Source organism: Rhodococcus sp. NPDC055112 (genome assembly GCF_053607505.1).
Genome location: NZ_JBSGTR010000025.1, coordinates 1 through 12,507, shown reverse-complemented (window position 1 = coordinate 12,507; position 12,507 = coordinate 1). Strand labels below are relative to the sequence as shown.

9 protein-coding genes and 2 tRNA genes are annotated in these 12,507 nt (G+C 67.0%); 7 read left to right on the top strand and 4 right to left on the bottom strand.

Features of this window, described 5'->3' with window-relative positions; genetic code table 11:
- Nucleotides 1-13: 13 nt before the first annotated feature.
- The 6 genes from ACWFRB_RS13575 to ACWFRB_RS13550 all read left to right on the top strand — a co-directional run bounded on the left by ACWFRB_RS13575 (nt 14) and on the right by ACWFRB_RS13550 (nt 9,944).
- Nucleotides 14-1,705, top strand: a complete 1,692-nt coding sequence (locus ACWFRB_RS13575) for an ABC transporter ATP-binding protein (protein ID WP_452641640.1) — start codon at nt 14-16, stop codon at nt 1,703-1,705.
- On the top strand, nt 1,702-3,537 hold the full coding sequence (locus ACWFRB_RS13570) for an ABC transporter ATP-binding protein (protein WP_452641639.1): 1,836 nt from the start codon (nt 1,702-1,704) through the stop codon (nt 3,535-3,537). The genes ACWFRB_RS13575 and ACWFRB_RS13570 overlap by 4 nt, the downstream gene beginning before the upstream one ends.
- Nucleotides 3,534-5,120: an NAD(P)/FAD-dependent oxidoreductase gene (locus ACWFRB_RS13565; RefSeq protein ID WP_452641637.1), complete on the top strand. Its 1,587-nt coding sequence runs from the start codon at nt 3,534-3,536 to the stop codon at nt 5,118-5,120. The genes ACWFRB_RS13570 and ACWFRB_RS13565 overlap by 4 nt, the downstream gene beginning before the upstream one ends.
- A gap of 37 nt (nt 5,121-5,157) precedes the next feature.
- The gene (locus tag ACWFRB_RS13560; RefSeq protein WP_452641636.1) at nt 5,158-6,540 is read left to right on the top strand and encodes a salicylate synthase; all 1,383 of its coding nucleotides are present in this window, start codon (nt 5,158-5,160) and stop codon (nt 6,538-6,540) included.
- Nucleotides 6,537-8,201, top strand: coding sequence for a (2,3-dihydroxybenzoyl)adenylate synthase (locus ACWFRB_RS13555; RefSeq protein WP_452641635.1), 1,665 nt, complete (start codon nt 6,537-6,539; stop codon nt 8,199-8,201). The genes ACWFRB_RS13560 and ACWFRB_RS13555 overlap by 4 nt, the downstream gene beginning before the upstream one ends.
- 117 nt (nt 8,202-8,318) lie before the next feature.
- Complete coding sequence (locus ACWFRB_RS13550; protein ID WP_452641633.1) at nt 8,319-9,944, top strand: acyl-CoA synthetase; 1,626 nt, start codon at nt 8,319-8,321, stop codon at nt 9,942-9,944.
- Here ACWFRB_RS13550 and ACWFRB_RS13545 read toward each other — a convergent pair.
- The 4 genes from ACWFRB_RS13545 to ACWFRB_RS13530 form a co-directional block, all read right to left on the bottom strand.
- Entirely contained in the window at nt 9,941-10,600 is a 660-nt protein-coding gene (locus tag ACWFRB_RS13545; RefSeq protein ID WP_452641632.1) for a type 1 glutamine amidotransferase, read from the bottom strand. The two genes, ACWFRB_RS13550 and ACWFRB_RS13545, sit on opposite strands and share 4 nt — an antisense overlap.
- A gap of 75 nt (nt 10,601-10,675) precedes the next feature.
- Nucleotides 10,676-10,752: transfer RNA gene (locus ACWFRB_RS13540), tRNA-Met, on the bottom strand.
- A 14-nt stretch (nt 10,753-10,766) separates the two neighbouring features.
- Entirely contained in the window at nt 10,767-11,105 is a 339-nt protein-coding gene (locus ACWFRB_RS13535) for a hypothetical protein (protein ID WP_452641630.1), read from the bottom strand.
- Between the two features lie 161 nt (nt 11,106-11,266).
- Nucleotides 11,267-11,343, bottom strand: a tRNA-Met gene (locus tag ACWFRB_RS13530).
- 446 nt (nt 11,344-11,789) lie between these two features.
- On the opposite strand from ACWFRB_RS13530, the gene ACWFRB_RS13525 reads away from it, so the two are divergent.
- On the top strand, nt 11,790-12,377 hold the full coding sequence (locus ACWFRB_RS13525) for a transglycosylase family protein (protein ID WP_452641629.1): 588 nt from the start codon (nt 11,790-11,792) through the stop codon (nt 12,375-12,377).
- The last annotated feature ends 130 nt before the right edge of the window (nt 12,378-12,507 follow it).

Here is a 12,507-nt window from a genome sequence, read left to right as displayed (position 1 = left end):
CTCGGCAGGCACGATGGGCGACTTGATCCGCGCCGGCCGCGGTCGGTTGATTGCGGCATTGGCCTGTCAGGCGTTGGCAGCCGCCGTGGGGGTGGTGCCGTTCGCCGCCGTCGCCGAGCTGGGCCGCAGACTGCTGTGCGACGGCGATCCGTGGCCCGCCGTCATCGCGGCGGTCGCGGCCCTGGTCGTGCGGCTGGCGTTGTTGCTCGCGGCGGCGACGCTGACGCACTACGCCGACAATGACATTCAGCTGTCCGTGCGACGTTCGATCGCAGCACGGGTGGGGCGGGTGCCGCTCGGCTGGTTCGACAAGCGCGGATCAGGTGTGGTCCGCAAGGCGGTCGGCGACGATGTAGCGGCGATGCACCAGGTCATCGCGCATTCCTGCCTGGATATCACCGACGCCGTGGTCACTCCGCTGGTATGCCTGGCCTACCTGCTCTGGGTGGACTGGCAGATGGCGCTCATCACGATGATCCCGCTGGTGGTCGGCATCGAGCTGTTTCGCCGCGCCATGGCGGGTTACAGCGACGGCATGAGGGACTACACCGAGGCGATGGCGGACATCAGTACCAGTGCAGTCGAGTTCATACAGGGCATCGCGGTGGTCAAGGCGTTCGGGCAGACCGGACGCGCGCACCGACGCTATCTCGACGCAGCCGACAAATTCAGCGACTTCTTCACAGGCTGGATCCGCCGAACGAGCGCCCTGTCGGCCGCCGCCCAGCTCGCGCTGTCGCCGGTCTCGATGCTCACTGCCGTGCTCGCCGGCGGGGCCCTGCTGGTGCAGACCGGCCACCTGGTCGCCGTGGATCTGCTGCCGTTCGCGCTGCTCGGATTGGCGTTGTCGGCGCCGGTGCAGACCCTGGCGCAGTCCGGCCAGGCGATGCAGACAAGCATGGAGGCGGCCAACGATATTCGCGCCCTGCTCGCGACGCCGGAGCTGCCATACGGGACCGTGACCCGCCCCGTCGACCCGGCAGGCGCGACGGTCCGATTCGAGAACATCCGATTCGGCTACGACGACACCACGGACGCCCTCACGGGAATCGACCTGGATCTGCGGCCGGGAACGCTCACCGCCGTGGTGGGTCCTTCGGGTTCGGGCAAGAGCACTCTGGCGTCACTGATTCCCCGGTTCCACGATCCGAACGAGGGCCGTATCACCATCGACGGTGTGGACGTGCGGGACCTCTCCGAGGAGAGTCTCTACCGCAGCGTGGGATTCGTCTTCCAAGACGTGCGCCTGCTGCGGATGAGCGTGCGAGACAACATCGCCCTGGCCAAGCCGGGCGCCACACTGGCCGAGATCGGGGCTGCCGCCGAGGCCGCCGCCATCGACGACCGCATCCGCGCCCTGCCCGACGGATACGACACCGTCGGCGCGGCGTTGTCGGGTGGAGAGGCGCAGCGAGTGTCCATAGCGCGCGCGGCACTCGCCGACGCACCGGTACTGGTACTCGACGAGGCAACAGCGTTCGCCGATCCGGCCTCCGAGGCCGCCATCCAGCAGGGACTGTCTCGGCTCACGGCCGGCCAGACAGTGCTCGTCGTCGCACACCGCCTCGGGACGATCGTCGCCGCCGACCAGATCGTTGTCCTCGACCGCGGCCGGATCGCCGAACGCGGCACACATGCCGAACTGCTGACCCTGGGCGGCCGCTACGCGGCCATGTGGGCAGCGTGGGAAGGAGTCGACGCATGATCGGCTTGTTGCTCAGGATCACCGAGGATGACGACTCGCCGAGTCGAGCATCCGGCACCGGCCTGCGATTCGTTCTCACACTCACGGTGCTCACGGCCGTCGCCCAGGGCGTGGCGTTCGCCCTACTCGTGCCGGTGCTGCGCACCTTGCTCGGACCGACGCCGAGCGATTGTTGGCCGTGGCTGGGTGGTTTCGCCGCCGCCGTCGCGGTCTTCGGAGTGCTGATGATGCGCACCACGCTCGCCGGGTATGAGCTGGGCGGTGCGATCCTGCGCACGTTGCATCACCGGCTCGGCGACCACATCGCCACGCTCCCGCTGGGCTGGTTCGCAGGCGAACGCGTCGGGCAGGTGAGCACCCTTGCCGGCGAAGGCATCATGCACGTGGCCAATGCGGTTGCCAATCTCCTGCGACCGATTGTGTTCGCGGTGGTCACACCGGTGACCGTGGTGCTGCTCATGTTCCTCTTCGACTGGCGCATCGCGCTGGTCATGCTCGCGACGACCCCCGTGATCGCGGCGACCTTCTGGTTGACCGGCCTACTGGTGGCGCGGGCGGAACGCGGCACGCATGCCGCAACGGCCGTAGCGGGGACCCGGGTCGTCGAGTTCGCGCAGTCACAGCGGATTCTGCGGTCCTGCGGCCAGATCACCCGCGGATACGCCGCGCTCGACGAGGCGCTACTGGCGCAGCGTGACGCTGGGCGAGCCCTGGTGACCGCGGTGGTTCCGGGGCTGGTCACATTCACGTTCGTGGTGCAGGCGGCCTTCACGGCGGTCCTGTGGTACGGCACATACCTGGCGGCGGCGGGCTCGGTCGACCCGGCAACGCTGTTGGCGATGCTGGTGCTCGCGGTTCGCTTCGTCGAACCGCTGATCGCCGCCAGCGGGCTCAGTGCCGCGTTGAAGGTGGCTCGCAACCACCTGCATCGAGTGCAGGACATCCTCGATACCCCTCCCCTGCCGGAACCCGCCGCACCTGTGCGTCCACGCGGTGCCGACATCGAGTTCGACGAGGTCACCTTCGGATACGGCGACCAGCCGGTCCTCGACGGGGTCTCCTTCCTGGCGGCCGCGGGCAGCCTGACCGCATTGGCCGGCGCCTCAGGTGCGGGCAAGACCACCGTCACCAGGCTGATCGCCCGGTTCTTCGACACCGACTCCGGCAGCGTGCTGGTGGGCGGACAGGATGTGCGCGACGTGCAGTCCGACGTGCTGATGTCGATGGTGTCGATGGTGTTCCAGGACGTGTACCTGTTCGACGTCTCGATCCTCGACAACATCCGGCTGGCCCGCCCGGACGCCACCGAGGAGGAGATTCGACAGGCGGCGGCCGCAGCCCGAGTGGACGAGATCGTCGCGCGGCTGCCCGACGGTTGGGACACCCGGGTCGGCGAGGGGGGCACCATCCTCTCCGGCGGCGAACGCCAACGGGTCGCGATCGCTCGAGCCATGCTGAAGGACGCACCCATCGTGATCGCCGACGAGCCGACCTCGGCGCTGGACCCGGAGAACGAAGTAGCGATCCGCGACGGTCTGCACGCGCTGGCGCAGGACCGGACCGTCGTGGTGATCGCCCACCGCCCCGCCACCCTCGTCGCCGCCGCCCAGGTGTTGTTCCTCGCGGACGGCAGGATCGTCGAACGTGGCCGACACGACGACCTGCTCGTGGCCGGGGGCCGCTACGCGGAGTTCTGGCGCAGCCGGGAACGTGCTCGCGGCTGGCGCATCGGCACCGAGGGCGCCGTCACACCGAGTCGAGCAACCGACACCGAATGCCCAAGTCCCGCCGGCACCGATCAGACCATGACAATGCAGGGAGCTCGACAGTGACACCATCGCTCAACAGCAAGTTCGACGTCGCCGTCCTCGGTGCGGGCATCGCGGGCAGCACCCTCGCCGCGATCTTGGCCCGACACGGCGTCAAGGTGCTGCTCCTCGACTCCGGAGTGCATCCGCGCTTCGCGATCGGGGAATCCACCATTCCCTACGCGACGTCCACGATGCACATCCTGGCCGAGCGCTATCAGGTCCCGGAGTTGGCACCGCTGTCCAGCTTCACCGAGACCGCCGCCCACGTGAGCACGATGTGCGGGCAGAAACAGAACTTCGGATTCGTCTATCACGAGGAGGGCAAGCCCGCCGAGGCCGAGCAAGCCAATCAGGTCGTGGTGCCGACGTGGTGGCGCACGGAGGCTCATTGGTTCCGCCAGGACATCGACACCTATGTGTTCAACCTCGCCGTCCGCTACGGCGCTGTGCCCCAACTCAATACGACAATCAGCGACATCGACATCGAACCGGATGGCGGCGTCGAGCTGTCCACGCCGTCCGGTGAGACGTTCACGGCGGAGTATCTGGTCGACGCAACAGGCTTCCGTTCGGTCCTGGCCGAGCGTTTCCAGCTGCGGGAACTGCCCACGCGGGCGCGCACCCACTCACGTTCGCTGTTCACGCACATGATCGGCGTCGAGCCCTACGACGATGTGACGCCGCTTCGCTACGGTCAGCCCAGTCGATGGCACGACGGCACCTTGCACCATGTCTTCGACGGCGGCTGGCTCTGGGTGATTCCCTTCGACAATCACGAACGCTCGATGAACCCGTTGTGCAGCGTGGGGCTCACCCTCACCGGACCGGCCGCCCTGGCGGACCGCGAAACGCCGGAGAAGGAGTTCGCCGACTTCTTGCGACGCTTCCCCGCAGTCGCCGAGCAGTTCCGAGGCGCCAAGGCGGTCCGGCCGTGGGTGAGCACCGGGCGGTTGCAGTACTCCGCCACGAACACCGTCGGCGACCGGTTCTGCCTCACCGCGCAATCCGCGGGCGCCATCGACGCGCTGTTCTCACGGGGCCTCGCCAACTCGTTCCACACCGTGAACTCACTTGCCTGGCGTCTCATCGAAGCAGCGCGGGAAAAGGACTGGTCGACGCAGCGGTTCGTCGATGTCGACGCGATACAACAGCGGATGTTCGACATGCACGACGATCTCGCCTACTCGTCGTATGTGGCGTTCCGCGATTACGCGCTGTGGAATGTGATGGTCAGGGTGTGGGACACGTTCAATTTCTACATGGAAGCCACTCTCGCGCACACCCTTTCGCGATACCAGACCAGCCGCGACGATCGACTGTTCCGCGCTCACGAGCGCGGTGATGCCGAGCTGGCCGTGATGGTGCGGGAACTGCTGACGACGGCCCGCACCACCTGCGAAGCCGTGGATCGGGGCGAACTGTCACCGAGGGCGGCAGCAGACGCCCTGCGCGCGCAGCTCGAGCAAGGACAGTTCTGGCCCGACTACATGCCGCAGGGGCAGCCCCACACCAGATACTTCTACTCGAACCAGGACCTGGCGACGCAGTTCATGTATTGGACCCGAACAGAGGCCCCGCAGCGCATCCGAGAGTCCTTCGTGTGATGACCCAGCCATGTGCGATGTCGAGGAGGACTGCCTCGTGACGCGAGAGCTCCGGCTCGGGAAAGCGGGGTCCGAGCGGACCGTGCCTGTCGAAGGGGTCGACCCGATCGCGGTGGTCGCCGCTGTGGTCGGGTCGGGGCTGCTGACCGACTATGTGGTGTACGAGAGATCCCAAAGCTGGTACATCGCGAGTGATCCGCTCGGCGAAGTGACGGTTGGCCGGGATTGGATTCACTCGACACTCGGGGGCGAGTTCGCCGAGAACTGGGTGGGCAACCCGTGGCCCCAGGTGCACGCCGCGTTGCGGCGGACGCCGGTCGACCAATGGCGCGCCTATGGGTGGGCCTGCTTCGAGCTGTGCCGACCCGCCCTGGCGACACCCTCCGACGTGCTCGCGCACATCATGGTTCCCACCGTGGAGTTGGAGATCAGCGACGGATCGATCCGCACCCTGTCGGCGAACGAGGACCTGTGTGCCGACCTGGTGGATGTCATCTCCAATCTGCCCGAAGGCCGACCGGTTCCCGTGCGGACCAACGAAGTCGACCAGCGGTATCACCGTCAGGTGGCGGCAGCCATCGGCCGAATACACAGCGGACGCCTGCAGAAGGTGATCCTGTCGCGCGCCGTGGATGTGCCGTTCGAAGTGGACATGCCCGCGACCTACGTCGCTGGGCGCCGGGCCAACGCGCCTGCACGTTCCTTCCTGCTTGACCTCGGCGGATGGCAGGCGGCCGGGTTCAGCCCGGAGACCATATTGGAAACGGACGAGTCCGGATTGGCGGCCACGCAGCCGCTGGCAGGAACCAGGGCGCGTACGGGGAACACCGAGGTCGACCTGGCGCTCGGTACGGAGCTGCTCGCCGACGCCAAAGAGATCTACGAGCACGCCACATCGGTGAAACTCGCATTCGACGAACTGGACACGGTCGGCTGCGCCGGAACGACCAGAGTCAGCGAGTTCCTCGCGATCAAGAACCGGGGAAGCGTGCAACACCTGGGCTCGCGGGTCGAGACAACCCTGGCACGAGAACGGACGTCGTGGGATGCGCTGGCCGCCGTCTTCCCCGCGGTCACCGCCTCCGGCATCCCCAAGGAAGTGGCATGCGAGACGATCGGCGAACTCGAATCCGAGCCGCGCGGCCTCTACAGCGGTGCGGTACTGATGGCCGACAGCACGGGCGCGCTCGATGCGGCACTGGTGTTGCGCGCCGTGTACCAGCGCGACGGGCGGGCGTGGCTGCGGGCCGGGGCCGGGATCGTCGCGGCCTCCAACCCTGTACGTGAGCACGAGGAGACCTGCGAGAAGTTCAACAGCGTCGCGCCGTATGTCGTTCCCACTACTGTCGCCGAGCCGCAGCTCGACAGGAACTCATCGTTCTCTCCGATATCAACATTTACTGGGAGACAAGATTCGTGACATCGTCTACCGCCGCACCGAACCATCGCGAGGGTTTCGTCCCGCTTCCCGCCGATGTCGCGGACACCTACCGTCGGGCTGGATACTGGACCGGTCAGCCGCTAGATGACCTGCTTCGCAACGGTGCCAGACAGTGGCCCGACCGGCCCGCCCTGCTCGCCGACGCCGGGTCGCACACCTATTCCGAGCTCGACGACGACGCCGACCGTATGGCGCACGGATTCCTCGGGCTCGGCGTCACTCCAGGGGATCGGGTCGTCGTGCAGCTGCCGAACGTGCCCGAGTTCGTGCCGGTGCTGTTCGGGCTGCTGCGGGCAGGGGCGGTTCCCGTACTCGCGCTGCCGGCCCATCGGCGCGCCGAGATCGAGCACCTTGCCTCGACATCCGGCGCGACGACCTACCTCGCGGCCGGCACGTTCGGCGGCTTCGACTACCGCGATTTGGCCGCAGCGGTCTGCGCCGCCGTGCCGACACTGCGACACGTGGCGATTCTCGGCGAGGCCGGGGACTTCCCGGACCTGCGTTCACTTGCGGCCGACGGTGGCACGCTGCCGGACCTCGATCCGACCGATATCGCGTTGATGCTCGTCTCGGGCGGCACCACCGGCCTGCCGAAACTCATCCCCCGCACCCACGATGACTACCTCTACAACGCGACGGCCAGTGCGCAGGTGTGCGCGCTCGGGCCGGACGACGTGTATCTGGCGACTCTTCCTGCCGCACATAATTTTCCACTCGGCTGTCCGGGCATCCTCGGCACCCTCGCGTCCGGTGGCGCGGTCGCGTTCGTCACCGATCCCAGTCCCGAGACCGCCTTCGCCGCGATCGAACGACACCGGGTCACGGTCACCGCCGTGGTGCCACCGCTGGCCCAGCTATGGTGCGCCGCAGCCGAATGGGAGCCGAACGATCTGTCGTCGCTGCGGCTGTTGCAGGTCGGCGGCGCGCGGCTGGCCGAGGTCAATGCCCGTGCCGTGGAACCCGCGCTCGGCGTGAAACTGCAGCAGGTGTTCGGAATGGCCGAAGGCCTGATCAACTACACCCGGCTCGATGATTCCGACGACATCGTCTGCACCACGCAGGGCCGTCCGCTGTCACCAGCGGACGAGGTGCGAATCGTCGACGGCGACGGCAATGAGGTGGCCCCCGGCACGGAGGGCGAACTGCTCACCCGCGGGCCATATACGATCCGTGGCTACTATCGTGCGCCACAGCACAACCCACACGCCTTCACATCCGACGGCTTCTACCGCACCGGGGATGTCGTGCGCCGGCTGCCAAGTGGCCACCTGGTGGTTTCCGGACGCATCAAAGATGTCATCAACCGTGGCGGCGAGAACATCTCCTGCGACGAACTCGAAGAGCACCTGAGTGCCCATCCGGCAGTCCGGCACGCCGCCGCCATCGGCGTCCCCGACGCGATACTCGGCGAGAGAGTCTGCGCTGTTGTTGTCGTCGACGGCTCGATGCCCGCGCTCGCCGACATCAAGAGGTTTCTCACAGATCGCGGCCTAGCCACTTATAAACTTCCCGACCAGCTACGACGGGCCGAAGCACTGCCGCTGACTGCTGTCGGCAAGGTCGACAAGAAATCACTGCGTTCGCAGATCCAAAAGGAACGATCCGAAATGGGCACGACCGGACCGAACCTCCCCTGTTGACGGTCAGACGGTCTCCGAGTTTGTGGACAAGAAACCGGTGACCGGACACCCCACCCCGCACTAGGCTGAGGACCATCCACTCACCGGATCGATTCTGGGCTCAGGGGGCAAATTCCAATGCCGGGTGTTCTGACGAAGACGATCGATACGCTTGGGGCGGCGAGGGTGATGATGCGGGCGGGTCTCGTCCCGTTTCCCCGGGTCGACCGGGGTATCGCGGCCATCCTCGCGGTCCGCAAGTACGGCCCCTTCGCCGGGCCGATCCACGCGCACGCCGAGGCAGGACTCGACGCGGTCGCGATCATCGACGAGCGCGGGCAGTTGACCTACGCCCAACTCGAACAGCAGTCCAACGCCCTGGTGCGGGCGTGGGAGGCGAACGGCATCGCTCCCGGGTCGGTGATGGGCGCGATGTGCCGCAACCACCGTGGCCTGGTCCTCACGATGCTCGCCGCCGCGAAGCTGGGCGCCAAGCTGGTCCTGATGAACACCGGCTTCGCTCCCCCGCAGCTGGTAGATGTCGCTGCCCGCGAACAGGTTCGGTCATTCGTCTATGACGAGGAGTTCGCCGACGTCGCCGCCGCCCTGCCCTCGGACGTGCGGCTCTTCCTTTCCTGGGGCGAGGACGCCGGACGTGGGACCCGCACGCTCGACGATCTCATCTCCGGTCAGCCCACCCACGCCGTCCCCCATCCGGCCACGCACGGCAGCTTCGTACTGCTCACCAGCGGCACCACAGGAACCCCGAAGGGCGCACCGCGCGAGCGCACTTCGCCGCTGGCATCCGCCCAGTTCCTCGACCGGGTGCCGCTACGTCCCGGTCAGACCATGGTGATGGCGGCGCCCGCCTTCCACGGAACCGGCATGTCCCAGTTCGCGATCGCCCTCGCGCTCGGCCAGACGGTCGTCATGCAGCGCAGATTCGACCCCGAGGGCAGCGTCCGCCTCGTCGCCGAGCAGCGGGCCGACGTCCTCGTCGTGGTCCCGACCATGCTGCAGCGGATCATCGACCTCGGCCCCGAGGTCCTGTCGAAGTACGACACCACCAACCTCAAGATCATCTTCGCCGCCGGGTCCGCCATATCCCCCGATCTGTGCAGGCGCACCACCGGAGCCTTCGGACATGTGCTGCACAACCTGTACGGCTCAACGGAAGTCGCGGTCGCGACGGTCGCAACGCCTGCCGATCTCGCGCTCGCACCCGGCACCGCGGGACGAGCGCCGGTGACCTGTCACGTCGAGCTCTACGACGACGCCGGGGTGCGGATAACCGAACCCGAGACGGTGGGCCGGATCTTCGTCTCCAGTGGACTGAGCTTCAGCGGATACACCGACGGCCGCGACAAGGAGCGGATCAACGGGCTGCTCGCCTCCGGCGATGTCGGGCACTTCGACAGGGACGGACTGCTCTTCGTCGACGGTCGCGACGACGACATGATCGTCTCGGGCGGCGAGAACGTATACCCGCTCGAGGTCGAGAACCTGCTCTACGAGCGCCCGGACGTGCTGGAGGTGGCGGTGATCGGCGTCGACGATGCCGAGTTCGGCCACCGGCTCAAGGCATTCGTGGTGCCGACCCCGGACTCCGCACCCGACGATCAGGTGCTCAAGGCCTACGTGAAGGAGCACCTCGCCCGCTACAAGGTGCCCCGCGAAGTGGTGTTCCTAGAGGAGTTGCCCCGCAATGCCACCGGAAAGTTGCTCCGGCGGGTCCTGATCGAGATGGAAACCCCTAAGGACTAGCCGAGGAACGCACCGATGATGGTGCGGCCGACGGCCTCGATCTCCGCCAGCTGATCCACGTCGGGTGCCGTGCCCGCAGGCATGTGCTCGCGCAGCACGGGCAGCTCGGCAGCCGTCAGCTCGACATGGAACTGCAGACCGTACGCGTTGTCCCCGACGCGGAAGGCCTGGTGCGGATAGGCCGCGCTGCCCGCGAGCAGCAACGCCCCCTCCGGCAGGTCGAAGGTGTCGCCGTGCCAATGCACGACCGGCATCTCGCCACCGATTCCACCGAAGACCTTGTCCGACTTGGCGGCATCGGTGAGGGTGACCGACCCGGCACCGAATTCTCCTGCGGGGCCCTCGAATACGTTCGCCCCCAGTGCCGCTGCGAGAAGCTGGGCACCGAGGCACACCCCGATCACCGGGACACCGAGAGCGAGGCAGTCACGGATGAGCGCGCGTTCGGCCGCAAGGTGCGGGTGGCCGACGTCGTCGAGTGCATTCATCGGACCACCCATGACCACCAGTCCGGCACACTCGGACGCCTCCGGGAGGCTGTCGCCGTCGAAGGGCTCGCAGACCGAGTAGCCGATCCCCCGCGCGCTGAGCACGGTGCCGATCAGGGCAGGCCCCTCGAAGGCGACATGTTTGATGATCCACCAGGTTCGAGTCACCGGCCAAGACTGGCACAACAGTGACATCGCGGAGAAACGACGAAAGCCCGGTCCGAAGACCGGGCTTTCGTTCATTGGTAGCGGGGACAGGATTTGAACCTGCGACCTCTGGGTTATGAGCCCAGCGAGCTACCGAGCTGCTCCACCCCGCGCTGCACTGATAACTCTACACGAGAATTGGGGCACTCCTGACCACAGCCGAATCCAGCGAATCGGCGGCCCGATCCAGCGCCTCCCACGTCGACTCGTAGCGCCTGCGCGTCACCTCGTCCGCATCCTGCAGCAGGGCATCCAAGAGCAGCTTCGGGTCGCGTCGCCACGACTCCACGACACCCGCGACCTCCCGGTCGGAGAACACACCCGATCGGGTAACCGCGGAGATCCACTCATCGAACACACCGCATCGGATCCGCTCGACGGCATCGAGATCGAAGCCACCCTCGACGAAATCGTAGGAGAACATCGCGGCGACGAAGTCACCATGAACCAACTGTTCGGTCTTCATGGGGTGGGTACCTTCCGTGGCGTGGCTGGCGAGACACCTCATAGCCTCCAGCCCGCCGGGCCCCATGACGACGGGAGTACTACCCGGTGACATACCTGTTTTCCCATCGGAAAACCCCGGAAACGACGAAAGCCCGGTCCGAGGACCGGGCTTTCGTTCTTTGGTAGCGGGGACAGGATTTGAACCTGCGACCTCTGGGTTATGAGCCCAGCGAGCTACCGAGCTGCTCCACCCCGCGATGCATGAATGAAGTTACACGAGCGGAGGAACAGAACACAAATCGCGTACGGCGGGTCCGGAAACCGCCCCCGGGCAGCACGGAAACGGGTGACCCAAGGCACAAATGGGCCGTGATCCCAGCCACATAACGGGCGCGTAACGAACACGCATCCGGTTGACAACGGCGCGTACTCACCAGCGGAAATGTCAGTTCCGGCGCGGATTTTCGGGTGCGGGCGACGTCCGGCCGCCGGGATGACCGTGTCGAAAATGTTGCGTACGGTCGCCACCGGCCCGAAACAACCGGGCTTAAGCCGACCCGCCGCTGCTCACTCTGCCCCGCGGGATCGGAACCCCGAAACCTTCGAGGGGCAGGGACGCGGCGCCAGTGATTGTGCCGGGCGAGAGGAACTTCACTCCGCCCCAGGCCGGCCCGTTCGCAAGCGCGGAGAGGATTCACCCCGCATGACGACTCGCAAGATGACCACGCGTGCCCTCGGATGGGTTGCCACCACCGGCGCACTCGTCGCAGTTCCCTTCGGCCTCGCCACCGGCACCGCCAACGCCGCCTCCCACAACTGGGACGGCGTCGCGCAGTGCGAGAGCGGCGGCAACTGGGGCACCAACACCGGCAACGGCTACTACGGCGGCCTGCAGTTCTCCCAGAGCACCTGGACCGCCAACGGCGGCAGCGGCTCGCCGCACGGCGCCTCCAAGGCCGAGCAGGTCCGCGTCGCGGAGAACACCCTCGCCAGCCAGGGCCCCGGCGCCTGGCCGGTGTGCGGTCAGTACCTGACCACCGCAACCGAGGACGTTGCCCCGGAGCCGGCCCCCGCGCCCGCCCCCGCCCCCGCCCCGGTCGAGATCCCGGCCGTTCCTGCCGTCATCGCCCCGGCCCTGCCCGCCCTGGAGACCATCCCGGCGCCGACCGCCGACCAGGTGAAGAAGGCGTCCGACGCTGCCGTCGCCCTGGCGGACCAGCACGGCTTCGGCGATCAGATCCAGCAGCTGATCGCCAACAACGGTGTGGCCCTCGCGAGCCTGACCCGCTGATCCAGCTCCACAGCAAAGGGGCCCTGCCATCCGGTCTGAACTGCTCCCCGGAAGTTGGACTGAGAAATTCAGTTCCGACTTCCGGGGAGCAGTTGTATGCGTGCACGAATTCCACTATCTGAGGATCAGC

What these genes read in the sequence shown, in the direction of transcription:
- ACWFRB_RS13575 (WP_452641640.1), top strand. Translation starts at nt 14, where the DNA reads ATGGGCGACTTGATCCGCGCCGGCCGCGGTCGGTTGATTGCGGCATTG.
- ACWFRB_RS13570 (WP_452641639.1), top strand. Translation starts at nt 1,702, where the DNA reads ATGATCGGCTTGTTGCTCAGGATCACCGAGGATGACGACTCGCCGAGT.
- ACWFRB_RS13550 (WP_452641633.1), top strand. Translation starts at nt 8,319, where the DNA reads ATGCCGGGTGTTCTGACGAAGACGATCGATACGCTTGGGGCGGCGAGG.
- ACWFRB_RS13535 (WP_452641630.1), bottom strand. Translation starts at nt 11,105, where the DNA reads ATGAAGACCGAACAGTTGGTTCATGGTGACTTCGTCGCCGCGATGTTC.
- ACWFRB_RS13525 (WP_452641629.1), top strand. Translation starts at nt 11,790, where the DNA reads ATGACGACTCGCAAGATGACCACGCGTGCCCTCGGATGGGTTGCCACC.